This window comes from Chitinophaga sp. 22620, assembly GCF_052044405.1.
Taxonomy (GTDB): Bacteria; Bacteroidota; Bacteroidia; order Chitinophagales; family Chitinophagaceae; genus Chitinophaga.
This window is the reverse complement of record NZ_JBQEMV010000001.1, coordinates 2,196,809-2,220,093: the sequence shown is the minus strand read 5'-3', so window position 1 is coordinate 2,220,093 and position 23,285 is coordinate 2,196,809. Positions and strand designations below refer to the sequence as shown.

Sequence of the window (23,285 nt, the reverse complement as noted above, 5' to 3'; positions counted from 1 at the left end):
TTTTATATACTTGCACAAATCGGATTTATAACTTTTGTGCAAATTTTTGCGTAATTATCGAAATAAAAGCAGGCGTTCATGGCTAAAAATCTCGTGATTGTTGAGTCCCCGGCAAAGGCAAAAACTATCGAAAAAATACTAGGTAAAGACTTTGAGGTTAAATCTTGTTTTGGTCATATCCGCGATCTTGAAAAGGACGATATGGGTATCGACATCCAGAACAACTTTAAACCCAAGTATATAATACCGGAAGACAAGGAAAAAGTTGTAAAGGAACTCAAAAAAGTAGCGAAAGACTCCGACGAGGTTTGGCTGGCAACGGATGAGGACCGGGAAGGGGAAGCCATATCCTGGCACCTCGCCGAGGTTTTGGGCCTCGACCCGAAAACCACCAAACGCATTGTTTTTCACGAAATTACCAAACCTGCCATCGAAAGAGCCGTACGGGAGCCCCGCCTGCTTGATATGAACCTTGTGAACGCCCAGCAGGCCCGCCGCATCCTGGACCGCATCGTGGGTTTCGAGCTGAGCCCGGTTTTGTGGAGAAAGATGAGCATGCGCAACTCACTCTCAGCCGGCCGCGTGCAATCCGTGGCAGTAAGGCTGATCGTTGAGCGCGAACGCGAGATCAACTCATTTGCCGTTACCAGCAGCTTTAAGGTGGAAGCGTTTTTCCTGGCCAAAGACATCCAGGGCCGCACCATCACCTTCAAGGCAGAAGGCCCCTCCCGCTTCAAAACCGCCGAAGACGCCGAGAAATTCCTGCAGCAATGTGTCGGCGCCGCCTATACGGTAAAAGATATCACGGTGAAACCGGGCAAAAAATCGCCCGCCGCGCCGTTCACCACCTCCACCCTTCAGCAGGAAGCCAGCCGGAAGCTGGGCTACAGCGTGTCCAAAACCATGCTGCTGGCGCAAAAACTGTATGAAAGCGGGCAGATCACCTACATGCGTACAGACTCCGTGAACCTGTCTGACACAGCGATGGCGGACATCAGTAAAGCGATCAATACCAATTACGGCGAAAAGTACTTCCAGAGCCGTAAATACAAGAATAAGAACGAAAGCGCGCAGGAAGCGCATGAGGCCATCCGCCCTACTTATATGGAGAACCCTACGGTAGACGATTCGGACCTCAAACGCCTGTACGAGCTGATCTGGAAACGCACCATCGCCAGCCAGATGGCGGATGCGGAGCTGGAAAAGACCATCGCCAAGATCGGGATCTCCACCAACAACGAGGAGCTGACCGCCAGCGGCGAAGTGCTGAAGTTCGACGGCTTCCTGAAAGTATACATGGAAAGCCGCGACGAGGAAGATGAAAGCGACGAAGAACAGGAAGGCGTGCTGCCCCCGCTCACGGTGAAGCAGGTGCTGGAAATGAAGGAAATGAAAGCCACCGAGCGCTTCAGCCGCGCCGCGCCCCGCTACACGGAGGCCAGCCTGGTGAAAAAGCTCGAAGAGCTGGGCATCGGCCGCCCGTCTACCTACGCGCCCACCATTACCACCATCCAGAAACGCGGATATGTGGAGAAACGCGATAAAGAAGGCGTGAAAAGGGACTTCCGCATCCTCAGCCTGAAGAACGACCAGATCAGCAAAGTGACAGAGCAGGAGAACACCGGCGCTGAAAAATCCAAGCTGTTCCCGACGGACCTTGGCATGCTGGTAACGGACTTCCTGAAACAATACTTCGAACGCGTAATGGACTACGGGTTCACCGCCAAGATCGAAGAAGAGTTCGATGAAATAGCCAATGGCAAGAAGAAATGGAACAACATGCTCCACGACTTCTATGACCCCTTCCACCAGAACGTGGAAGAAACGCTGGAAAAAGCAGAGCGCGTGAAAGGCGAACGCCTGCTGGGACAGGATCCCGCAACCGGCAAGCCCGTAAGCGCGCGCATGGGCCGGTTTGGACCGATGGTGCAGATCGGGACCGTGGAAGACGAGGAGAAACCGCGCTTCGCCAAGCTTAAACAAACGCAGAGCATCGAGACCATTTCCATGGAAGAAGCCATGGACCTGTTCCGCCTGCCCCGCAACCTGGGCCTGTTCGAAGGCACCGACGTGACGGTGAACATCGGCCGGTTCGGCCCTTATGCACAGCACGACAAAAAATTCTATTCCCTCAAAAAGGAAATGGACCCGTATACCGTAGAGCTGGAAGAAGTGGCGCCGCTGATCGTGGAAAAACGCACGGCGAAAGACGAGCGGACCATCAAGGTGTTTGAGAAGGAAAAGATACAGGTGCTGAGAGGGCCTTATGGTCCTTACCTGAAAGTGGGCCTGCGGAATTACAAGCTGCCGAAAGACAAGCAGGAAACTGCGGCAGATATTACAGTGGAAGAAGCCAAAGCCATCATAGAGGAGCTGAAAGCCAACCCGCCGAAGAAAAAAGCGCCTCCGCGCAAAAAGAAAGCGTAAGAGAATATAAACATTTTTTTGAAAAATTTCAAACGTTGATTATCAGGTTACAGTCGTAAATTGATCGTCAATAAACCTAACCGAATCCATTGCACGAAACGAGGGAAATAAACGCGTTGTTCCATTTGCTGGACGATCCTGACCAGGAAGTATTTGATACCGTGGCCAGCAAGATCCTCCTTTTCGGGAAAGATATCATTCCCAACCTGGAGCATCTCTGGGAAACCACTTACGACGAATCCATCCAGGAGCGGATAGAGCTGCTCATTCACCGTGTGCATTACCAGGACCTTCAGGAGGCTGTACGCATCTGGGGGAAGAACGGGTCGCAGGAGTTGATGCAGGGCGCCATTCTGGCTGCCAGGTACCAATACCCCGATCTGTCCGCCACACAGGTGAATACCGAGATAGACCGCATCAAGCGCAACATATGGCTGGAGCTGAATAATTACCTCACGCCGCTGGAGCAGATCAATGTGCTCAACAGCATGATCTATAATTATTTCGGGCTCAAGGGCGAAGAGGTTTCTTACCAGCGCAAGAACCAGTTCTTCATCAACCAGGTGATCGAAGCCAAAAAAGGAAATCCCGTTACCAACGGCATCATTTACCAGGCCCTCTGCGCCATGCTCGACCTGCCGGTGTACGCCGTCAACATCCCGCGCCAGTTCATTCTCGCTTACTTCGATACGTTCTACGATTTCACCGAGCCGGCAGACCCGGGCGATTACCGCATCCTCTTTTTCATCGATCCCATACAGGGGCAGATCTATACCCAGCAGGATGTGGAAACCTATTTCAAACGCGTGAACGTGCCCGCCCTGCCCGCGTATTACAAACCGCAGAGCAACCAGCGCATCATCCAGTTCTTGATGGAGGAAATGGCGAAATGTTTCCGCAACGATAAGGAACAGTACAAGTACGATGAGCTGATGAACCTGTCACAGATACTGGAATAAAACTTCTGAAATAAAGAAAGGGGCTGTCTTCATGGAAGGCAGCCCCTTTTTAGTTGCAAATCACAACAGTTGCAAGATCACAACTGTATACTGGTTACTGTTACAGTCGGTGGATTATTTCTGCGTAGAATAATATTTCATTGCTTCCGGCATGAGCTTTTGCAGCTGCTGGATGCGGCGTTCGTCGCTCGGGTGGGTGCTGAGCAGTTCCGGTGGTTTCTGTCCGCCGCCGGCATTGGCCATGCGCGTCCAGAAAGGTACGGCTTCCTGCGGATTGTAACCTGCCATGGCCATAAATATCAGGCCGAGGTGATCCGCTTCCAGCTCGTTCTGGCGGCCATAGGCCATCAAACCAAGCGGCCCGCCGATGCCCACAGCCTGCTGGAATACATTCTGCGCCTGCGGGTTCTTGTTGAGCGCTACCGCCCCGGCGATCTGGATGCCCTGGGCAACCAGGCCCTGGCTCATCCTTTCGTTGCCATGGCGGGCAATGGCATGCGCCACTTCGTGCCCCATTACTACGGCCAGTGCAGTCTCATTCTGCGTAACGGGCAACAGGCCGGTGTACACCACTACTTTACCACCGGGCATACACCATGCGTTCACCGCTTTGTCGTTCACGAGATTGAATTCCCATTTGTAGCTGGCAATATCGTTGCCCATCCCCTGCTGGTTCATGTAGGTGGTTACGGCGCGCGCAATACGACCGCCAACGCGCTGTACCATTTCAGCATCTTTGCTGGAATTGGGTGATATCGCCTTGTTCTGGGAGAGGAAAGACTGGTATTCCTGCACCGCCATGCTCTGCATGGTGGCTTCGGGAATGAGGTTTAACTGGCTTCTTCCGGTAATGGGCACTCTCGAACAAGCGAACAGCAGCCCCGACCCGGCAATGAATAACAATGCGACTTTTTTCATCGGTTAATATTTAGAAGAATAGATGGTTCCGCTAACCGGCGCACGGCGCTGATTGCTGCGGCGAATTTACCATTTTCCGGAAATAGTGCAATCGTTGTGCCGGATTTGAACAACAGGAAAATAGACCGCGGCTAGTAAGTCGGGTTATTTTCCCCGTCTTTGCCTTTACGGTTCTTGAAGATGGGAACTTTAGACTCGTTTCCGCGGAAGAGCCGCACGATGTTCTTCTGGTGAGTGAGCACCACCATCAAAGCCACTGCTATGGCGAAGATGCGGTAAAACACTTCCTGCTCCCTGAAAATAAAGAGGATCAGTACAGGAAAAGCGATGCTGGCTATGATGGAGCTCAGCGAAACATATCTGGTCAGGAAAAGGATCATGAGGAATACGCCTACGCAGCACAGGGCCACGAGCGGCTGGATGGCCAGCACCATGCCGAAGAGGGTGGCAATACCCTTACCGCCGCGGAAACCGGCCCATATCGGGAAGATGTGGCCCACTACGGCTGCCAGGCCAAGGCCCACCTGTAAATTGATAAGCTGTTCGGGTGAATCATAAGCCGGGATAAGGTAAGAAAGCCTCACTGCAAGAACGCCCTTCAGCATATCCACTACCATCACGAAAGTACCGGCTTTAGGGCCGAGTACCCTGAAGGTATTCGTGGCGCCGGCGTTACCGGAACCATGCTCGCGGATATCGATACCGAAAACTCCCTTGCTTACCCAGACGGCAGTGGCAAAAGAGCCTATCAGATAGGCGCCGATCAAAAGCAATAATTCTGTCATCACAATAAGTTAGAGTTGCTAAGATAGTAAATTAAGTGTTAATAAGGATACAAATTTAATAGCAATGTTAAGACAATTACTCGTAAATCAGCATTTAAAATATATAATTTTTTCGATATTAGCTATGGGCTTTGAATGAAAGCGCCAGCCAGTGCTCTTTCTCCGCCTTCTTTTCCAGGGCTAGTCCATTTTCCCCGGCGGCCTTAACGATTGCAGGTTCGTCTTCCTGCAATATACCACTCAAAATCAATATTCCGTGATTTTTGAGAATTCTTTTCATGTTCTTCATGTTGGCCAGCAATATATTACGGTTGATATTCGCCAGCACGACATCATAACTGCCTGCTTCCAGCGTATCCAGCTGGTCTTCTTTCCAGATGCGCACCGCTGCATGGTTGGTTTCGGCGTTTTCCAGCGCATTGTCCACCGCCCAGCTGTCGTTGTCTATCGCATCGGTCTGTGCCGCGCCCAGCTTATCTGCCAGTATCGCCAGGATGCCCGTGCCGGTGCCGAAATCGAATACGCGCTTATCCCTGAAATCGGTCTCCTCCATCAGCCTGATCACCGAATAAGTGGTGGCATGGTGGCCGGTACCGAAAGACATCTTCGGCGTGATCACGATCTCATGGTCCACCTGCCCTTGCAGGGAATCGTGGAAACCCGCGCGGATACCGCAGAAGGCCCCCACCAGCACCGGCTGGAAATTGCTTTCCCAAACGGCATTCCAGTTGGCCTGTTCAATCGTCTCTTTCGTATAGTCCAGTCCGTGGGAACCCAGCATGCCGGTAATGATATTTTCGTCGAACTGCTCCGCGGGGATATATGCAATGAGCTGCTCTCCCGCTTCTTCAAACCCTTCGTACCCGACATCTGCCAGCTGGGCAATCAGTATATCTTTTATTTCGGAAGGCGCGGATATGGTGATCGCGATATGTGACATGGGCGCAAGATAATTACAAATTCCTCAGCCCCAACGCGGAAATGACGATTTTAAAATTTCCTTTGCAGGAAGGCAGGCCTGCATTATATTTGAATTATAATAATATAACCTTATCCTATGAAAAAGCTCATTCTGCTGGCGGCCGTTCTGGCCAGCCATGTTTGTGCGTCAGCGCAAACGATCGTTAAACCGTTCGACATCCCGATGAAAGATTCTATTGTGTACCAGGTGGAAAATGCCGTGTTCATTTTCGACAAGCAGCATGTGGAGGATTATTTCAAAGGGCTGGACACGATCCTCGTACAGCGCAAATACGATAAAAAGGTGTTCCGCAACATCCAGTTCGCCCATCTCACGGAAGAAGAAGTGCAGCGGCACTACGGCATGGTCAGCAAGTTCTGGGCAGCGTCCAAAGGCAATCCCATGACGTATTCCACTGACCGCATCTCGCTTTTCTGGAACGATACGGAAACAATCCTTATGCCTTACCTGGACGAGATCCTGCCGGAACTGCTGGAGCAGGGCTGGGTGCAGGTAGTGGAGCGCTCCACCAGCAAAAGGGTGAAGCAGTTCAGGATCGACTATGAAGACATCGATCTGAAAACCTTCCGCATCTTCCGGTTCGACAAGGTCAACAACAGGGATATCGGCAAGCTGATGCTGCGTGAAAGCGAGATCTTCCTGGAGCAGATGCACAATGTTCAGCGGTAATAACGCGAACGGTTAAACGTTTTCGCCGTCAATTTTATATGCAAGATGTATACCTGGTAAAGAATGTCCCGCTGTATCGGCGGGACATTCTTTTTTTACGGGCAAAAAAAAACGCCCTGGCGGGTAGCCAGGGCGTTCTCAGGTATTTTAACAGTGACTATTGTTCGTCAAATACGGGGCCCAGTTCAGGACCTTCAGACTGCTCGGATTGTGAAGGGCGCGGGCCACGGTCACTACCACGGTCAAAACGGTCGCCGCCGCCTCTGCGGTCACCACCACGGTCGCCGCCCCTGCGGTCTCCGCGGTCACCGCCTCTGCGGTCGCCACGGTCGCCACGTTCGCCACGGTCTTCGCGTTCAGGCCTTTCCACGTAACCTTCAGGTTTCGGCATCAGCACTTTGCGGCTGAGCTTGAACTTGCCGGTTTTCGGATCGGTGCCCACGAGTTTCACTTTCACTTTCTCGCCTTCGCTCAGTACGCCTTCCATATTCTCCAGTCGTTTCCAGGAAACTTCAGAGATGTGGAGCAGGCCCTGTTTGCCGGGGAGGAATTCCACGAATGCGCCGTAAGGCATTACGCTTTTAACGGTTGAATCGTATACTTCACCCACTTCAGGAACGGCTACGATGCCTTTGATCCAGCTGAGGGCTTTATCGAGGTTTTCTTTCTGTACTGCGAAGATGGATACTTCACCGGTCTGTCCCACTTCTTCGATGTTGATGGTGGTGCCGGTTTCGCGTTGGATCTCCTGTATCACTTTACCGCCGGGTCCGATCACTGCGCCGATGTATTCACGGTCGATGATCAGTTTTTCCATGCGCGGAGCATGCGGTTTCGGTTCAGGACGGGCATTGTCGATAGTGCTGTACATCGCTTCGAGGATATGCAGGCGGCCCTGGCGTGCCTGGGCGAGCGCTTTGCGCATTACGTCCATGCTGAGGCCGTCTACCTTAATGTCCATCTGCACGCCGCAGATACCATCGCGGGTACCGGTTACTTTGAAGTCCATATCGCCGAGGTGATCTTCGTCGCCGAGGATGTCGCTCAGTACGGCCCATTTACCGTCGCTTGCGCGGGAAATGAGGCCCATGGCGATACCGGAAACGTGTTTCGGGATGGGAACGCCTGCGTCCATCAGTGCCAGCGAGCCGGCGCAAACGGTGGCCATGGAAGAGGAACCGTTTGATTCAAGGATGTCTGACACAACGCGCACGGTATAAGCGTAATCGCTGCCGGGCATCATTTGTTTCAGGGAGCGCAGGGCAAGGTTACCGTGCCCAACTTCACGGCGGCCGGGGCCGCGCATCATTTTCACCTCACCGGTGGAGAATGGGGGGAAGTTATAGTGCAGGATAAACTTAACGTAGTTGGAGGTGGCGGCGCTTTCGATCAGCAGTTCGTCATCAGGCGTACCGAGGGTAACGGTGGTGAGGGACTGTGTTTCGCCGCGGGTGAACAGGGCGGAGCCGTGCGGGGAAGGCAGCAGGTCCACTTCCATGGCCAGGGGGCGCACCTGGTCCAGCACGCGGCCGTCGAGGCGGATGCTTTCGTCCAGGATCATGTTGCGGACGGTTTCTTTTTCCAGGTCGTGGAAATAGTCGCCTACCAGGGCTGCGTCTTCTTCAGGCAGTTCGCCGAGGGATTCCACGAGTTCTTCTTCTATCTTTTTGAAAGCTTCGGAACGGTCGTGTTTGCCGAGGGCGGATTTGGAAACCTCCAGGATGCGGGCTTGTGCGAAAGCGGCTATCTTAGCTTTCAGCTCTTCATTCTGGTGGGGTTTATTGTATTCGCGTTTGGCAGGGTTGCCTACCAGCGCGCGGAGTTCTTCCTGGGCTTTTACCTGTACGCGGATAGCGTCGTGGCCAAGCTCGATGGCTTTGATCAGGTCTTCTTCCTGGCATTCCTTGCTCTCGCCTTCCACCATCATAATGTTCTTTGCAGTAGCGGCTACTATAAAGTCCATGTCGGCGGTGGCCAGCTGGCTGCGGGTGGGGTTGATGACGAATTCGCCGGCTACACGTGCAACGCGCACCTCGGAGATGATCTCCTGGATGGGCACATCGGATACTGCGAGCGCTGCTGAAGCCGCGAGGGCTGCCAGTGCGTCGGGCATTACTTCCGTGTCGGAGGAAACGAGGGTTACCAGAACCTGTACATCACATAAATAGTCGTCGGGGAACAAAGGGCGCAGGGCACGGTCGATCAGGCGGGAAACCAGCACTTCATAGTCGCTCAGCTTGCCTTCGCGTTTGAAGAAAGAACCCGGGATACGGCCGGCTGAAGCAAATTTCTCCTGATAATCTACGGTTAAGGGGAAAAAGGACTGGCCTTCTTTAGGCTTTTGGTTAGCCACCACGGTAGCCAGCAGAATACAGTTGCCCAGGCGGACAGTCACAGCGCCATCGGCCTGTCGGGCCATTTTGCCTGTTTCTATCGTCACCTCGCGGCCTCCGCCTATATCAAATTTAACCGAAGTAGGTGTGAGATTCATACTTGTGTGAGGATTAATAAGGTACACATACAAAAAAACTATTCCCAACTATAATAAGTTGGGAATAGCGCTATAAATAGTTTCAGATTACTTTCTGATACCTAACTTCTCAATGAGGGCACGGTAGCCGGAGAGGTTGGTTTTCGCCAGGTAAGACAGCAAACGCTTTCTTTGCCCTACCATTTTCATAAGACCGCGGTGCGTGGAGAAGTCTTTTTTATTTTGCTTCAGGTGAGCGGATATGCTGTTGATACGCTCCGTTACCAGGGCAATTTGTGCTTCCACAGAACCGGTATTCTTTTCGCTGCCACCGAATTCTTTGAAAATATTAGCTTTCTTTTCTACAGTTAAGTAAGACATCTTTGATAATAATAATTTTTTAACTCGCTATTTTTCCGGTGCAAAGGTAAGAAGTAATATGGCAAGTTCCAAATTGAATTTGGAAAGTACGCCTACTGATAACCAATGCTTTACTTATACAAAATTTACCGCTGCATTGTCTGTCACCTGCCCGTTCTCCGTGCGGAGCACCCGGCTGGGAAACTTCTGCAATACAATGTAGTCGTGGGTTGCCATGATCAAAGCCGTTCCATCTTCCCGGCAGATGCGGAACAACAGTTGCATGATGCCGTCGGAGGTCTCCGGGTCCAGGTTGCCCGTAGGCTCGTCTGCCAGGATCAGCTTCGGGCTGTTCAGCAACGCCCGGGCAATATCCACCCGCTGCTGCTCCCCGCCGCTCAGCTCGTAAGGCATTTTAAAGCCTTTGGTGCCCAGGCCCACCTTTTCCAGCACATCCTTTATCTTCTCTTCTATCTGCGACTGATCCGCCCAACCGGTGGCCTTCAGCGCAAATTTCAGGTTATCGTGCACCGTACGGTCCGTCAGCAACTGGAAATCCTGGAACACCACCCCGAGGTTCCGGCGGAGGTAAGGCACCTTCTTCCAGTCCATTTTCGTGAGATCGAACCCCGCCACCTGGCCGTTGCCTTCACGCAGCTGCAGGTCGCCATACAGCGTTTTCAGCAAGCTGGATTTGCCCGTGCCCGTCTTCCCGATCAGGTACACAAACTCTCCCCTGTTCACCGTGATGTTCACATCCGATAAGATCAGGGAATTGCCCTGGTATACATTTACATTCGTCAGTTGAACTATGGGTTGGTCCACCATCTATATTTCCTTTTTGAAATCCAAAAATAACCAATTACTTGTAAGTGATGCAACTTGAAGAAAAACTATAAAATTAGTTTGAAAACTAAAATAATAGTTTTACATTTGAATGGAGACTAGCAATACTCCTTCCACCAACAATAAAGAACATGAAAACGCTGACCAAAGCAGAAGAACAGATCATGCAGGTATTATGGAAACTGGGGCCTTCTTTTGTGAAAGACATGATAGAAGAAATGCCCGAGCCGCGGCCGCACTACAATACCATTTCCACGCTCGTAAAAATACTGGTGGAGAAAGGTTTTGTAAGCTTCAAGGCTTACGGCAAAAGCCACCAGTATTACGCCCTTATCACCAAGGAGGAATACAGCCATAAAACGGTGAAGAACCTTGTGAAAGGGTATTTCGAAGGGTCTTTCAGCAATATGGTCTCCTTCTTCGTGAAAGAAAAAGACATGAGCGTGAGCGATCTCGAAAAGCTCCTGCAACAGATCAAGCAAGCCAAAAACAATGAAAAATGACACCTTTTCTCGCCTACCTCGTTAAAGTGATCATTTGCTCAGGCATCCTCTACGCCTATTACCACCTGGCCCTGCGCAACAACCGCTTCCACCAGTGGAACCGGTTTTACCTGCTGGGCATTACCATCCTGAGCCTGGCCGTGCCGCTGCTGCGCATCCCGCTGCCGTTTACCGGCACGGAAGCCACTGGTATTTACGTGTATACGTCGCAGGTAGTAACGCTGCGCGAACAGGTGTTCACCGTATCGCAAACGCCCGCGGTGCAGCAGTTCAATCTTACCGCGCTGCTGTATGGAACGGTGATCCTGCTCTTTGCGGCGCGCATCGGCTGGGGGTATTTCAAAATATTACAGCTCGTGCGCAACAGCCGCATAGAGCCTTTGCTGCCATACCGGCTCGTACTTTCGCAACAGATCGCCGCGCCGTTCTCTTTTTTCCGTTTTATTTTCTGGAACAGCGGCATGAGCGCCTCCACGCCGGAAGGGCGGCAGATGCTGCGGCACGAGATCGTGCATTTGCAGGAGAACCATAGCACGGATAAACTTTTTATGGAGATCGTGACGGCCGTTTGCTGGATCAATCCCTTCTTCCACCTTGTTAAACGGGAACTTTCGCTGGTGCACGAATTCATTGCAGACAAACGTTCGGTGGAGAACGGTGATGTGGCCGCCTACGCGCAAACTATCCTGCACGCCGCATTGCAGGCCGGTCCTGCTTTTAAACTGACGAATAACTTCTCCCATCAACCTATCAAAAGAAGAATCCTTATGCTTACACAATCACGCCGGTTCAGGTTCAGCATCCTCCGCAGGGCGCTGATCGTACCGGTGGCATTACTGATATTCAGCTCGCTTGCGTTTGTGACCGACGAAAAAATAGACCGCCTCAGCGAGAACCTGAATATCCCCATGCCGCAAACCGAAACACAGACCGCTTCCGCCATCCCTGCCGCAGACACGCTTCCTCCCCCGGTGGTAGCAAAAGAAGAGATATTCACGTTCGTGGAACAGCCGCCCACATTTCCCGGTGGCGACTCGGCGCTCAACGGATTCCTGGGCGACAACATCCGTTACCCGAAAGCGGCACTGGAAAAAAAGATAGGCGGCACCGTGTTCGTATCATTTATCGTAATGAACGACGGCCAGGTAATGTCCGTTAAATCCGTCGGCGACCCGAAAGGCGGAGGGCTCGAAGAAGAAGCGATCCGCGTGGTAAAGCTCATGCCCAAATGGAAACCCGGCAAACAGAACAACCGGAATGTGAACGTACAATTTAACCTGCCTATCCGCTTCACGCTCGCACCGCCCCCGCCGCCCTCACCCGGCAAAGGCAAGGGAGGACCGGACAAAAGCGGAGTATATACTTTCGTGGACGCGCCCCCCAGTTTCAAGGGCGGCGACGATGCGCTCAATAAATATCTTTCTCAAAATATCCGCTACCCGAGGCAGGCTATCGACAAGGGTATCCAGGGCACTATATTTGTCAGCTTCATTGTAGACGAAAATGGCGTTCTGAAAGACATCAAAACCGTAGGAGCAAAGAAAGGCGGCGGGCTGGAAGAAGAAGCCTTGCGCGTGGTGGAAGGCATGCCTGGCTGGACCCCGGGCAGACATGAAGGAAAGAACGTGCCCGTGCGGTTCAACTTGCCGATACAGTTCGTTTTTCAAAGCTAAACACTTAAATATATAACAGATAAGGCCCTGAGCATCCGCTCAGGGCTTTTTTTATGAGATGGGACCCTATGGCGTATCAATTTTGTACATCCCTGTATCAAAAGTGATACGGACACGTATTAAACACGCCTTATCCATGCTTTATCCACGGGTTTAGGTGGGGGATGAGTACAGGGAGAGACGGAGAGAGCATAAAGATATTAAAGGCAATAAATGTAAAAAGCCGGGATGCTGTTCCCGGCTTTTTATATTCATAAATAGCTTGTTACGCGTATTCAAACTCGCCATGCACACTTTTCACAGTCACCTTCTTCTCAGGGCTGTCCGTTACCCGGCCTACCACCTGCGCATCGATGTTGTATGTCTGGCTGATGCGGATGATGTCTTCCGCGATATGCTCAGGTACATACAACTCCATCCGGTGCCCCATGTTGAACACCTGGTACATTTCCCTCCAGCTGGTGCCGGATTGCTCCTGTATCAGGCTGAAAAGCGGCGGAACAGGGAAAAGGTTGTCCTTGATCACATGCAGCTTGTCGATGAAATGCAGCACCTTGGTTTGCGCGCCGCCGCTGCAATGCACCATGCCATGTACTTCCGCCCTGAAATGATCCAGCACCTGGCGGATCACCGGGGCATAGGTACGCGTGGGGCTCAGCACCAGCTTGCCCGCGGTCACCGGCGCAAAGCCGGGAATGTCTATCATATCGGTCAGGGCTTTTTTGCCGCTGAACACCAGTTCTTTAGGAATGCCGGGATCGTAGCTCTCCGGGAATTTCTCCGCCACCGCTTTATTGAACACATCGTGGCGGGCGGAAGTAAGGCCATTGCTGCCCATGCCGCCGTTGTATTCCCTTTCGTAGGTAGCCTGCCCGTAAGAGGAAAGCCCCACCACCACGTCGCCCGCTTTGATGCGGTCGTTGGAGATCACGTCGGCGCGTTTCATGCGGCAGGTAACGGTGGAATCCACGATAATGGTGCGCACCAGGTCGCCCACATCCGCGGTTTCGCCGCCGGTGCTGTAAATGTCCATGCCGTAGCTGCGCAGCTCTTCCAGTATTTCTTCGGTGCCGTTGATGATGGCGGCGATCACATCGCCGGGCACAAGGTTCTTATTGCGGCCAATGGTGGAGGAAAGCAGGATATTGTCCACAGCGCCCACGCACAGCAGGTCGTCCGTATTCATGATAATAGCGTCCTGCGCAATGCCGCGCCACACGCCGAGGTCGCCTGTTTCTTTCCAGTAGGCATAGGCCAGGGAAGATTTGGTGCCGGCGCCGTCTGCATGCATGATATTGCACCAGTCCGCATCGCCGCCCAGTATATCCGGTATGATCTTGCAGAATGCGCGGGGGAATAACCCTTTGTCAATATTGCGGATGGCATTGTGCACATCCTCCTTACCGGCTGAAACGCCTCTTTTGGCGTAAAGGTTTTGATCCACGATTGTCCTGAATTAGCTGTATTAAAGTGCAAAAGTATCGTAATCCGTCCAAAACATTTAGATTTGCACGGCGTTTTTGAAAATATGATCATCTAAGCATGCAGGTTCACAGAGATTTACATCATTTGCCCGCTTTCAGGAATGCCGTGATCACGATCGGCACTTTCGACGGGGTGCATACCGGCCACCAGTACATCCTCCAGCAATTGCAGGAAGCTGCGGCCGCCTGCCAGGGCGAAACGGTGATCATTACATTCGACCCGCACCCGCGGGAAGTGCTGGCCCCGCACGACAAAAACGTGCGGCTGCTCACCACGCTGGACGAGAAGATACACCTGCTGGAAAAATTCGGCATCCACCATCTGGTGGTAGTCCCGTTCACCAAAGCTTTCTCTGAATTGTCTGCCAGGGCTTACCTGGAAGATTTCCTCATCAGTACTTTCCGTCCCCATACCATCATCATCGGCTACGACCACCGCTTCGGCCACAACCGCGAAGGCGGGCTGGAGCTGCTGGAAGCGGAACAACAGCAATACGGCTTCCGGCTGCTGGAGATCCCGCAGCAGGTAGTGCACGATCTCACCGTAAGCTCCACCAAGATCCGCAAAAGCCTGCAGGAAGGCGCCATCCAGCTGGCGGACGAGCTGCTGGGCTACCCGTATTTCATTAACGGCACGGTGGTGCATGGCGACAAAATGGGCCGCAAGCTGGGCTTCCCCACGGCCAATATCGCGCTGAACGACCCGCGCAAGCTGATCCCCGCGCAGGGCGTATATGCGGTTACGGTAAATGTTGCCGGCAACTGGTACAAAGGCGCGCTCAATATCGGCACCCGCCCCACTTTCAACGGCACGGAGCTGCGCATAGAGGTGTTTATCCTGGATTTTGACCAGGACATTTACGATGCGGCCATCCGGGTCGATTTCCTGGAATACATCCGCTCCGATAAAAAGTTTGATTCTGTGGAAGCGCTCGTGCAGCAGATGAAAGATGATGTGCTGCAGGCCCGTGAGATCACTTCAAGGGCATAAAACGCCTCAGGGCCGCATGATGCGGTACACCAGCTCCTTCAGCAACTCCCCGTCTTCATTCCCGCTGTCTCCTATCCCGATGCTGCGCAGGTTATACTGGTGCAGCAGCAAAATGGCGCGTTCCGTGCCTTCAGGCCCGAACTTGCGCGCGGCGGCAGTGTAATCTTTCAGGAAAAACGGGTGCACACCCAATGCGGCGGCCATTTCCTTCTCCCCGCCCTTGATGCCGAAAAGCAGGTTCATTTTGGAAAAATAATTATATAAAGCCGGGATGAGCATCTGGATGGGCGCGGCTTTGGGGTTGGCGGTGAAATATTTTACAATGCGCATCACCTTCACCATATCCATCTGACCGATGGCGTTCTGCAATTCAAATACGTTGTATTCCTTGCTGATGCCTACATATTTTTCGATATCGCTTTCATCGATCTTCTTGCCTTCGGGCAGGTTCACCAGCAGCTTGTCTATTTCGTTGGCAATGCGTGAAAGGTCGTTGCCGATATGGTCCGCCAGCAGGATGCAGGCTTTCTCTGAAATAGCCAGTCCCTGCGTGCGCACATAGGTTTCAGCCCAGGAAGGCAGCTGGTTGTCGTAGAGCTTTTTGGTGGACAGCATCACGCCCCTGTCTTTGATGAGCTTGGCCATTTTGCTGCGCCCGTCTATCTTCCCCTGCTTGTGGGCTACCACGAACACGGTGGAGTCCAGCGGCTTATCGATGTAAGGTTCCAGTTTCAGGAGATCGCGCATGGCCTGGGCTTCTTTGAGGATCACCACCTGGCGTTCGGCGAACATGGGGTACCGGCGGCAGGCGTTGATCACGGTGGTCCAATCGGTATCCTTACCGTAGAACACGGTGAGGTTGAAGCCTTTATCGGCCTCGCTGAGCAGGTGATGTTCCGCGTAGTTCACCACCTGGTCAATAAAAAAATCCTCCTCTCCCTCCAGCCAGTAGAGCGAGCGGAACTTATTATTCTTCCAATCTTTGATAATATCCTGGTAATCCATGTTTTCCTCTCCTTTTTAGTTCACGACGGACACGCTTTCCTTTTCCATCAGCGGCAGCCCCTTAAAGCGCAGCAGCAGCTGGCCCACCGTCAGCACATCTTTCTGGCAATACTCCACGATCCTGGGCAGGTCCTGCTCGTTCCAGTACACCTGTCCTACCATGCTGCCGTCTATATCGTCTTTGGGCGTGGGTATGCCCAGCACGGCGGCCAGCAGCTTCAGGGAGGTGTAATTCTTAAAATCCCCGAAACGCCAGAGCTGGAGCGTATCCAGCAGGGGAAGCTCCCAGGGTTTGTACTGGTGGATCTGCAAGGGCACGGGCAGCGGCAGGCTGTTGATCACAGCGCGGCGGCAAATATAGGGAATATCAAATTCCTTGATGTTATGCCCGGCAAACTGAAAGCGCGGGTTTTTCGCGGAAAATTTTTCCACCAGGTCTGTGAACCCCGCGAGCAGTTCTTTTTCGTTGTGCCCGTAAAAGGATTTTATACGTAATTGATACTGACCGTTTTCTGTAAAAAAGAGCCCGACGGAAATACAAACGATCTTCCCGAATTCGGCATAGAGGCCGGCCCTTTCCCCAAACGTCCCGGCGGGGTTTTCAGAATCTGGCGCAGTTTTTGTAATTTTTTCCTCCCAGAGGCGCTGAAGCTCGTCTGGAAGGTGATTAAATGATGCAAAGAGGGGTGTAGTTTCTATGTCGAAGAGGAGTAATTGATCGAGAGCAACGTTATTGAGCACAGCCAAAGGATTTAAAACGTGTAATTTAAGTAAAAATTAACGTTTCGGTTTTTAGAAAAAATTTTACCCATATAACAATCAATTAAATAAAAAAGAACACTATGGCGGAAAACACCTTTAATACTGGTACGCCCAGTACTTCCGGACCTGAAAGACCAAAAAGCAACAAAAACGGGATTATTTACGGCGTTCTCATTGCCGCCCTGGTGGGAACATGGGGGTACATGTTTTACGACAAGAGCCAGACCAGCAAAGAACTTGTGACAAAAGAAAACCAGCTGGACACCCTGACCACCTCCAGGAATGAGCTGCAATCAGAATATGACGCCGCCCAGGCACGCCTGGACGATCTGATCTCCCAGAACTCCCGTATGGACAGCCTCGTGAAAAGCAAGGATAAAGAAATAGCGGACATGAAAGGCCGCATCACGAGCATTCTCGGCAACAAGAATGCAACTGCCGCCGAACTGGCTGAAGCGCGCAGGCTGATCGAACAGCTCAAGAGCAACACCGAAAATTACGTAGCTACCATCGAAAGGCTGGAAGGCGAAAAGATCATCATCACCGGCGAGCGCGACGTTGCCCGTAAAGAACGCGATTCCGTGACCACTGTGAAAGACAGCCTCGGCAAACGCGTGGACCTCGGTTCCGTGCTGCATGCATCCAACATCAAGCTGGCGCCGATCAACGTTAAACGCAACGGCAAGGAAGAAGTGACTACCAAAGCCAAACGCGCAGACATGATGAGAGTGTCTTTCGACCTGGATAACCGCATCGCGCAATCCGGCGACAAAGAGATCTTCGTTTCCATCACAGCGCCCGACGGCTCACCCCTGGCAGTAGAAGCACTGGGCAGCGGCCGCTTTACCCTTGAGGACGGAACAGAAAAACTGTACACCGTGAAGAAAGTGGTTTCTTATGAAGCAGGCGGCTCCACTCCCGTGAGCATGGACTGGAAACAGAACTCCGATTTCAAACCCGGCGATTACACCGTGGAAATTTACCAGGGCGGTTTCAAGATCGGCGCAGGCAAAGTGAACCTGAAGAAAGGCGGCCTGTTCAACTAACGAATAACAATCCAACATTCATAGTCCAAAGGGCGTAGCGACAGCTGCGCCCTTTTTGTTTTTTTGAGTTTGTTAAGCGATAGTTATTGGAATTAAAATATATATGAAAATAAAATAAATTTAACTTTCTTTGCGAAGAATTTACGAGACAGCTTACCGGACACAAAAAAATGAGGATCTAATCGGGAACGATGCTTTGGAAGCCCGGGGAACCGGGAGAAAAAGGCCTGAAAAATTATGGAGCTATCCGATAATATACACGACATGGAACACACAAATAAAGTAGTTTATGTGATCGACGACGATGAGATTTTCCACTTTATTGTAAAGAAGATGTTTGGATTGCAGGGATGGGACGTCAGCGTGAATTCTTTTCTTTCCGCTGAGGACGCGATCGAAGACCTGACCACGTTTGCCGCCAGCAACCTCCCCTGCCTCATCATCCTGGATATGAACATGCAGCGGATGAACGGATGGGACTTTATAGAAGCTTTCAGGGGGTTCAAGAACAGGTTGCCGCAGGATGTGCCCATTATCATGTGCTCTTCTTCCATGAACATACAGGACCTGGAAAAAGTGCATAAAACGCCGGAGCTGATGGCTTACATCACCAAGCCGCTGGACCGGTCGAAAATGAAAGAGATCGAAAAGTATCTTTAAAATATCTCTGCAAAAGAGAGCTAATACCCAAAAAAGTAACCCATAAAAAAAGAGCGGACACCTGGTCCGCTCTTTTTGTTCTATTATTCTTCATTTTCTAAGCAGATACTGCCTCGCCGTACATTTCGGCACGGAGGGTTTTCACGCGCTCGTCGTCCAGGTATTCGTCGAAAGTGCTCAGGCGGTCGATAATACCGCTGGGCGTGATCTCGATGATACGGTTGGCCACTGATTGCATGAAGGTATGGTCATGCGTGGTGAAGAGCACAATGCCTTTGAAATCTTTCATGCTTTCGTTGAAGCTCTGGATGGATTCGAGGTCCAGGTGGTTGGTAGGCTCGTCCAGGATCACGACGTTCGGGTCCTGGAGCATCATGCGGCTCACCATACAACGCACTTTTTCCCCACCGCTCAGTACGGAGGTCTTTTTCATGATCTCGTCGCCGCTGAACAGCATCTTACCGAGGAACCCGCGCAGGAAAGGCTCGTCCACATCGGTTACATGCGGGGGAACGTACTGGCGCAGCCAGTCCATCAGGTTGAGGTTGCCGGTGAAGAACTTGGCGTTATCGTCCGGCAGGTATGCCTTGGTAACGGTGGTGCCCCATTCCAGCTTACCGCCGTCCTGCTGCTGGTCGCCGTTAATAATATCGAAGAAGGTGCTGAGGGCCAGGTGGTCTTTAGACAGGAACGCGATCTTGTCTCCCTTGTTCACGGAGAAGGTCACGTCGCTGAAGAGCTTGCGGCCGTCGATGGATTTTTCCAGTTTCTCCACGTTCAGTATCTGGTTGCCTACTTCGCGGAGCTGTTTGAAGATGATGCCCGGGTATTTGCGGCTGGAGGGCTCGATATCTTCGATCACCAGTTTTTCAAGGGCTTTCTTACGGGAAGTAGCCTGTTTGGATTTGGAAGCGTTCGCGGAGAAGCGGGCGATAAAGTCCATAAGGTCTTTACGTTTGTCTTCCATCTTTTTGTTCTTATCGCTGATCTGGCGGGCGATCAACTGGCTTGATTCGTACCAGAAGGTGTAGTTACCGGTAAAGATCTTGATCTTGGCACGGTCTACGTCTGCCACGTGGGTACAAACAGCGTCCAGGAAGTGACGGTCGTGGCTCACCACGATCACGATGTTCTCATAGTCAGCCAGGAAGTTCTCCAGCCACCCGATGGTTTCCACATCAAGGTGGTTCGTCGGTTCGTCCAGCAGCAGTATATCAGGATTGCCGAAGAGGGCCTGTGCCAGCAGTACCCTTACTTTGAGGGCGCCGCTCAGGTCTTTCATCAGCGTCTGGTGCAGGTCTTCTTTCACACCCAGGTCTCCCAGCAGCACACCGGCGTCGCTTTCGGCCGTGTAGCCGCCCATTTCGCCGTATTCCGCTTCCAGTTCGCCCGCGCGCATACCGTCATCTTCGGTGAAGTCTTCTTTCGCATAAATGGAGTCCCTTTCATGCGCGATCTCCCAGAGCTTTTTATTGCCCATGAGCACCGTATTGAGCACGGTCACCTCGTCGAACTCATAGTGGTTCTGCTTCAGAACGGACATGCGTTCGCCGGGGGTGATCTCCACGGTTCCCTTGTTCGGCTCTATTTCGCCGGAAAGGATCTTCAGGAAAGTGGATTTACCTGCCCCGTTGGCGCCGATAACACCATAGCAGTTCCCTTTTGTAAAGTTGAGATTTACTTCATCGAACAACACCCGTTTGCCGAAAGAAAGCGTGACGTTTTTAACACTGATCATACCTGGCTGTGAATTTGAAGCCGCAAAGTTACGAAATCCCGGGCATAACTCCATCTATTCCTGCCCGGCATTTAACAACCATTATTGAACAATTTTCCGATATGTACTGTTATCAATTACAACCAAAAATAACCCACATGATCCATGAACTTGCGAAATACTGGTGGCTGGTGGTGCTCAGGGGCGTACTGGCCGTGCTTTTCGCCGCAATGGCCTTCATCTGGCCCGCCATTACGCTGTCTATCCTGGTCATTTTCCTGGGGGCTTACCTTTTTGTGGACGGCATTTTCGCCATGGTTCACGGGTTCAGGGTTATGAAAACGGACAGCAGCTGGTGGGGATTCCTGCTGGTAGGGCTGGCGGGTATTGCGGCCGGGCTCATTGCCCTGTTTATGCCGGGCGTCACGGCCCTGTTCCTTGTTACGCTGGTGGCCCTGTGGTCTGTGGTAACGGGCATCCTGGAGATCATCATCGCCATCCGCCTGCGGAAGGAGATCACGGGGGAATGGATGCTGATCGTGGCGGGGATATTTTCGGTGGTATTCGGGATATTGCTGTTCATGCAGCCGGTGGCAGGAGTGGTGGTGATATCCTGGTGGTTAGGGATTTACGCGCTTTTCCTGGGAATATTCCTGATATCCGTGGGTTTCAGGCTGAAAAAGGTTGCCAAAGAATTTAAACATACTTAAACTTCTCGTTCAGGCCACCGTCTAAACGGCCCGGAAGTTCGACGAATTTCTGAATTATGCTTATGATTGAAAAAGAAGGGCTGCTCCGTGGAGCAGCCCTTGCTTATGTTGAAGGCTCTTGTTATTTCTCAATCCCTTCCAGGTAGAACAGGAAGGCATATTGCAGGGCAACGTCCTTCAGTGCCTTGAAACGCCCGCTGGCGCCGCCGTGGCCCGCTTCCATGTTTGTTTCCATCAGCAGTACCTGGTCTCCTTTTTTCAGCTCGCGCAGCTTGGCCACCCATTTGGCCGGCTCGAAATATTGTACCTGGGAATCGTGCAGGCCGGTGGTAACCAGCATGTTGGGGTATTCTTTGGCTTCCACGTTGTCGTACGGGGAATAAGACTTCATGTATTCGTAGGAATCCTTGTTCTTGGGATTGCCCCATTCGTCGAATTCCCCGGTGGTAAGCGGGATGCTTTCGTCGAGCATGGTGGTTACCACGTCCACGAAAGGCACAGCGGCAATCACGCCCTTGAACAGTTCCGGCCGCATATTCACCACAGCGCCCATCAGCAGGCCGCCTGCGCTGCCGCCCATGGCGTAGAGGTGCTCTTTAACGGTGTATTTGTTCGCGATCAGGAACTCCGCGCAATCAATAAAATCGGTGAAGGTATTTTTCTTCTTGAACATCTTCCCGTCTTCATACCACTGCCTTCCCAGCTCCTGCCCGCCGCGGATGTGAGCGATAGCGTAGCAGAAACCGCGGTCCAGCAGGCTGATGCGGTTGGAACTGAAATACGGGTCCATGCTGGCGCCGTAGGAACCATAGCCATACAGCAGCAGCGGCGCCTTGCCGTTCTTTTCAAAACCTTTTTTGTACACCAGGCTGATAGGCACCATCGTGCCGTCTTTCGCCTTGGCGAAGATGCGTTCCGTCACATAGTTTTTCGCGTCGTATCCGCCGATCACTTCCTGCTGCTTCTTCAGCTCTTTCGCTTTGGTATCCATGTTGTAATCGTAGGTGGAATTGGGCGTGGTGAGCGAAGTGTAGGAATAACGGAGGTTCTTGGTGTCCATTTCGGGATTGCTCGTGCTGTAGGCTACATACGCAGGTTCGCCGAAATCGAGGTAATGCTCCTGGTGCGTGACGTCGTTGATGATACGCAGCTGGGTAAGGCCGCCTTTCCGTTCAGACACCACGAGGAAATCCTTGAACAGGTCGATACCTTCCACGAGCACGTCGGGCCTGTGGGCGATCAGTTCGGTCCAGCCGGATTTCGCGGTCTTATCCTGCGGGGCGGTCATCAGGCGGAAGTTCTTTGCCTCGTAATTGGTCACGATGTACCAGGTATTGCCGCGGTGATCGATGTCGTACAACATATCTTTCTCACGCGGGTGGAACACTTTAAAGGTACCGTTCGGATCGTCGGCCCTGAGGTAGCGGAATTCCGAAGACAAGGTGCTGCCGCTTCCGATCAGGATGTAGTCTTTAGATTTGGTGCGGCCCACGTAAGTGGAATACGTTTCGTCCTTTTCATGGAAGATCAGCGCGTCTTTGTCTGCCGGCGTACCCAGGGTATGGCGGAATATCTTTTCAGAACGCAGTGTGGTGGCGTTTTTGAAGGTGTAGAAGAAAGTCTTGTTGTCTTTCGCCCAAACGGCGCCGCCGGTCGTGTTTTTGATCACATCCGGGTATACTTCGCCTGTTTCCAGGTTTTTCACATAAAGATCGTACTGGCGGCGGCTTACGGTGTCCACACCGTATACCAGCAGCTTGTTGTCGAAGCTCACGGCCGTGCCCGCCACCTGGAAATATTCATGCCCCTGCGCCAGGTCGTTCACATTCAGGTATATTTCTTCGGGCGCTGATTCGGAGCCTTTTTTACGGCAGTAGATGGGATACTCCTTCCCTTCCTCGTAACGGGTATAGTACACGTAGCCGTTGGTGAGCACGGGCACGCTTTCGTCTTTTTCCTTGATCCTTCCTTTCAGCTCTCCGAACAGGTCTTCGCGCAGCTTTTTCACGGGGCTGAGCACGGTATCGGTATACTTATTCTCGGCCTCCAGGTAAGCAATCACTTTGGGATTGTCCCTTTCGTTGAGCCAGTAATAATTATCGACCCGGGTATCGCCGTGGATCGCGAGTTCTTTCCTGATCTTTTCTGCCACTGGTGGTGTCACGTTCATTTTCTCGGTCTTTTTTTCTGTTTTACTGTTACAGGCTGTTAGTATCACTAAGGCCAGCAAGGGGAGGGTATTGGATTTCATAATACAGGTTTAGGCTTAATAAATGTAAGGAATATAGGGCTAAAAAAACCGGGGCCAGTGGCCCCGG

20 protein-coding genes are annotated in these 23,285 nt (G+C 52.1%); 9 read left to right on the top strand and 11 right to left on the bottom strand.

The window, feature by feature from the left end; genetic code table 11:
• Positions 1-78 precede the first annotated feature (78 nt).
• A complete protein-coding gene (gene topA / locus ACTJIK_RS09100) occupies positions 79-2,427 on the top strand; it encodes a type I DNA topoisomerase (protein WP_440646047.1) in 2,349 nt (782 codons plus the stop codon).
• 89 nt (positions 2,428-2,516) lie between these two features.
• The gene (locus ACTJIK_RS09095) at positions 2,517-3,386 is read left to right on the top strand and encodes a transglutaminase-like domain-containing protein (RefSeq protein ID WP_440646046.1); all 870 of its coding nucleotides are present in this window, start codon (positions 2,517-2,519) and stop codon (positions 3,384-3,386) included.
• Positions 3,387-3,500: 114 nt separating this feature from the next.
• On the opposite strand, the gene ACTJIK_RS09090 is transcribed toward ACTJIK_RS09095, so the two are convergent.
• The 3 genes from ACTJIK_RS09090 to prmA form a co-directional block, all read right to left on the bottom strand.
• On the bottom strand, positions 3,501-4,304 hold the full coding sequence (locus ACTJIK_RS09090; protein ID WP_440646045.1) for a M48 family metallopeptidase: 804 nt from the start codon (positions 4,302-4,304) through the stop codon (positions 3,501-3,503).
• A 131-nt stretch (positions 4,305-4,435) separates the two neighbouring features.
• The gene (plsY, locus tag ACTJIK_RS09085) at positions 4,436-5,089 is read right to left on the bottom strand and encodes a glycerol-3-phosphate 1-O-acyltransferase PlsY (protein ID WP_440646044.1); all 654 of its coding nucleotides are present in this window, start codon (positions 5,087-5,089) and stop codon (positions 4,436-4,438) included.
• Positions 5,090-5,207: 118 nt separating this feature from the next.
• Complete coding sequence (gene prmA / locus ACTJIK_RS09080) at positions 5,208-6,029, bottom strand: 50S ribosomal protein L11 methyltransferase (RefSeq protein WP_440646043.1); 822 nt, start codon at positions 6,027-6,029, stop codon at positions 5,208-5,210.
• A 117-nt stretch (positions 6,030-6,146) separates the two neighbouring features.
• Here prmA and ACTJIK_RS09075 point away from each other — a divergent pair, with 117 nt between their 5' ends.
• Positions 6,147-6,740, top strand: coding sequence for a hypothetical protein (locus ACTJIK_RS09075; RefSeq protein WP_440646042.1), 594 nt, complete (start codon positions 6,147-6,149; stop codon positions 6,738-6,740).
• Between the two features lie 157 nt (positions 6,741-6,897).
• Here the strand turns inward: ACTJIK_RS09075 and ACTJIK_RS09070 are convergent, their stop codons facing one another.
• The 3 genes from ACTJIK_RS09070 to ACTJIK_RS09060 all read right to left on the bottom strand — a co-directional run bounded on the left by ACTJIK_RS09070 (position 6,898) and on the right by ACTJIK_RS09060 (position 10,398).
• Positions 6,898-9,231 (bottom strand): polyribonucleotide nucleotidyltransferase, encoded by a 2,334-nt coding sequence (locus ACTJIK_RS09070; protein ID WP_440646041.1) that lies wholly within the window; start codon positions 9,229-9,231, stop codon positions 6,898-6,900.
• An 87-nt stretch (positions 9,232-9,318) separates the two neighbouring features.
• On the bottom strand, positions 9,319-9,591 hold the full coding sequence (rpsO, locus tag ACTJIK_RS09065; RefSeq protein ID WP_209148380.1) for a 30S ribosomal protein S15: 273 nt from the start codon (positions 9,589-9,591) through the stop codon (positions 9,319-9,321).
• 114 nt (positions 9,592-9,705) lie between these two features.
• Positions 9,706-10,398: a cell division ATP-binding protein FtsE gene (locus tag ACTJIK_RS09060; RefSeq protein WP_440646040.1), complete on the bottom strand. Its 693-nt coding sequence runs from the start codon at positions 10,396-10,398 to the stop codon at positions 9,706-9,708.
• A 149-nt stretch (positions 10,399-10,547) separates the two neighbouring features.
• Between ACTJIK_RS09060 and ACTJIK_RS09055 the strand changes: the two genes are divergently transcribed.
• Positions 10,548-10,919, top strand: coding sequence for a BlaI/MecI/CopY family transcriptional regulator (locus tag ACTJIK_RS09055; protein WP_440646039.1), 372 nt, complete (start codon positions 10,548-10,550; stop codon positions 10,917-10,919).
• Positions 10,916-12,592, top strand: coding sequence for a TonB family protein (locus ACTJIK_RS09050; protein WP_440646038.1), 1,677 nt, complete (start codon positions 10,916-10,918; stop codon positions 12,590-12,592). Before ACTJIK_RS09055 ends, ACTJIK_RS09050 begins: the two co-directional genes overlap by 4 nt.
• A gap of 265 nt (positions 12,593-12,857) precedes the next feature.
• Here the strand turns inward: ACTJIK_RS09050 and ACTJIK_RS09045 are convergent, their stop codons facing one another.
• Positions 12,858-14,036: an AIR synthase related protein gene (locus ACTJIK_RS09045; protein ID WP_440646037.1), complete on the bottom strand. Its 1,179-nt coding sequence runs from the start codon at positions 14,034-14,036 to the stop codon at positions 12,858-12,860.
• Positions 14,037-14,134: 98 nt separating this feature from the next.
• On the opposite strand from ACTJIK_RS09045, the gene ACTJIK_RS09040 reads away from it, so the two are divergent.
• Positions 14,135-15,067: a bifunctional riboflavin kinase/FAD synthetase gene (locus tag ACTJIK_RS09040; RefSeq protein WP_440646036.1), complete on the top strand. Its 933-nt coding sequence runs from the start codon at positions 14,135-14,137 to the stop codon at positions 15,065-15,067.
• Between the two features lie 6 nt (positions 15,068-15,073).
• On the opposite strand, the gene holA is transcribed toward ACTJIK_RS09040, so the two are convergent.
• The gene (gene holA, locus ACTJIK_RS09035; protein WP_440646035.1) at positions 15,074-16,072 is read right to left on the bottom strand and encodes a DNA polymerase III subunit delta; all 999 of its coding nucleotides are present in this window, start codon (positions 16,070-16,072) and stop codon (positions 15,074-15,076) included.
• Between the two features lie 15 nt (positions 16,073-16,087).
• Positions 16,088-16,813 (bottom strand): 3'-5' exonuclease, encoded by a 726-nt coding sequence (locus ACTJIK_RS09030; RefSeq protein WP_440646034.1) that lies wholly within the window; start codon positions 16,811-16,813, stop codon positions 16,088-16,090.
• A gap of 101 nt (positions 16,814-16,914) precedes the next feature.
• On the opposite strand from ACTJIK_RS09030, the gene ACTJIK_RS09025 reads away from it, so the two are divergent.
• The gene (locus tag ACTJIK_RS09025; protein ID WP_440646033.1) at positions 16,915-17,880 is read left to right on the top strand and encodes a hypothetical protein; all 966 of its coding nucleotides are present in this window, start codon (positions 16,915-16,917) and stop codon (positions 17,878-17,880) included.
• Positions 17,881-18,144: 264 nt separating this feature from the next.
• Positions 18,145-18,540 carry a response regulator gene (locus tag ACTJIK_RS09020; RefSeq protein WP_440646032.1) on the top strand — a complete coding sequence of 132 codons (396 nt, stop codon included), beginning with the start codon at positions 18,145-18,147 and terminating at the stop codon, positions 18,538-18,540.
• A gap of 97 nt (positions 18,541-18,637) precedes the next feature.
• On the opposite strand, the gene ACTJIK_RS09015 is transcribed toward ACTJIK_RS09020, so the two are convergent.
• The gene (locus tag ACTJIK_RS09015) at positions 18,638-20,278 is read right to left on the bottom strand and encodes an ABC-F family ATP-binding cassette domain-containing protein (protein WP_440646031.1); all 1,641 of its coding nucleotides are present in this window, start codon (positions 20,276-20,278) and stop codon (positions 18,638-18,640) included.
• 137 nt (positions 20,279-20,415) lie between these two features.
• Here ACTJIK_RS09015 and ACTJIK_RS09010 point away from each other — a divergent pair, with 137 nt between their 5' ends.
• Complete coding sequence (locus ACTJIK_RS09010) at positions 20,416-20,967, top strand: HdeD family acid-resistance protein (RefSeq protein WP_440646030.1); 552 nt, start codon at positions 20,416-20,418, stop codon at positions 20,965-20,967.
• Positions 20,968-21,088: 121 nt separating this feature from the next.
• Here ACTJIK_RS09010 and ACTJIK_RS09005 read toward each other — a convergent pair whose 3' ends face one another.
• On the bottom strand, positions 21,089-23,218 hold the full coding sequence (locus ACTJIK_RS09005) for a S9 family peptidase (protein ID WP_440646029.1): 2,130 nt from the start codon (positions 23,216-23,218) through the stop codon (positions 21,089-21,091).
• Between the last annotated feature and the right edge of the window lie 67 nt (positions 23,219-23,285).

What these genes read in the sequence shown, in the direction of transcription:
- topA (WP_440646047.1), top strand. Translation starts at nt 79, where the DNA reads ATGGCTAAAAATCTCGTGATTGTTGAGTCCCCGGCAAAGGCAAAAACT.
- ACTJIK_RS09070 (WP_440646041.1), bottom strand. Translation starts at nt 9,231, where the DNA reads ATGAATCTCACACCTACTTCGGTTAAATTTGATATAGGCGGAGGCCGC.
- ACTJIK_RS09050 (WP_440646038.1), top strand. Translation starts at nt 10,916, where the DNA reads ATGACACCTTTTCTCGCCTACCTCGTTAAAGTGATCATTTGCTCAGGC.
- ACTJIK_RS09060 (WP_440646040.1), bottom strand. Translation starts at nt 10,398, where the DNA reads ATGGTGGACCAACCCATAGTTCAACTGACGAATGTAAATGTATACCAG.
- plsY (WP_440646044.1), bottom strand. Translation starts at nt 5,089, where the DNA reads ATGACAGAATTATTGCTTTTGATCGGCGCCTATCTGATAGGCTCTTTT.
- ACTJIK_RS09010 (WP_440646030.1), top strand. Translation starts at nt 20,416, where the DNA reads ATGATCCATGAACTTGCGAAATACTGGTGGCTGGTGGTGCTCAGGGGC.
- ACTJIK_RS09005 (WP_440646029.1), bottom strand. Translation starts at nt 23,218, where the DNA reads ATGAAATCCAATACCCTCCCCTTGCTGGCCTTAGTGATACTAACAGCC.
- rpsO (WP_209148380.1), bottom strand. Translation starts at nt 9,591, where the DNA reads ATGTCTTACTTAACTGTAGAAAAGAAAGCTAATATTTTCAAAGAATTC.
- prmA (WP_440646043.1), bottom strand. Translation starts at nt 6,029, where the DNA reads ATGTCACATATCGCGATCACCATATCCGCGCCTTCCGAAATAAAAGAT.
- ACTJIK_RS09055 (WP_440646039.1), top strand. Translation starts at nt 10,548, where the DNA reads ATGAAAACGCTGACCAAAGCAGAAGAACAGATCATGCAGGTATTATGG.
- ACTJIK_RS09040 (WP_440646036.1), top strand. Translation starts at nt 14,135, where the DNA reads ATGCAGGTTCACAGAGATTTACATCATTTGCCCGCTTTCAGGAATGCC.
- ACTJIK_RS09020 (WP_440646032.1), top strand. Translation starts at nt 18,145, where the DNA reads ATGGAACACACAAATAAAGTAGTTTATGTGATCGACGACGATGAGATT.
- ACTJIK_RS09015 (WP_440646031.1), bottom strand. Translation starts at nt 20,278, where the DNA reads ATGATCAGTGTTAAAAACGTCACGCTTTCTTTCGGCAAACGGGTGTTG.
- holA (WP_440646035.1), bottom strand. Translation starts at nt 16,072, where the DNA reads ATGGATTACCAGGATATTATCAAAGATTGGAAGAATAATAAGTTCCGC.
- ACTJIK_RS09090 (WP_440646045.1), bottom strand. Translation starts at nt 4,304, where the DNA reads ATGAAAAAAGTCGCATTGTTATTCATTGCCGGGTCGGGGCTGCTGTTC.
- ACTJIK_RS09075 (WP_440646042.1), top strand. Translation starts at nt 6,147, where the DNA reads ATGAAAAAGCTCATTCTGCTGGCGGCCGTTCTGGCCAGCCATGTTTGT.
- ACTJIK_RS09025 (WP_440646033.1), top strand. Translation starts at nt 16,915, where the DNA reads ATGGCGGAAAACACCTTTAATACTGGTACGCCCAGTACTTCCGGACCT.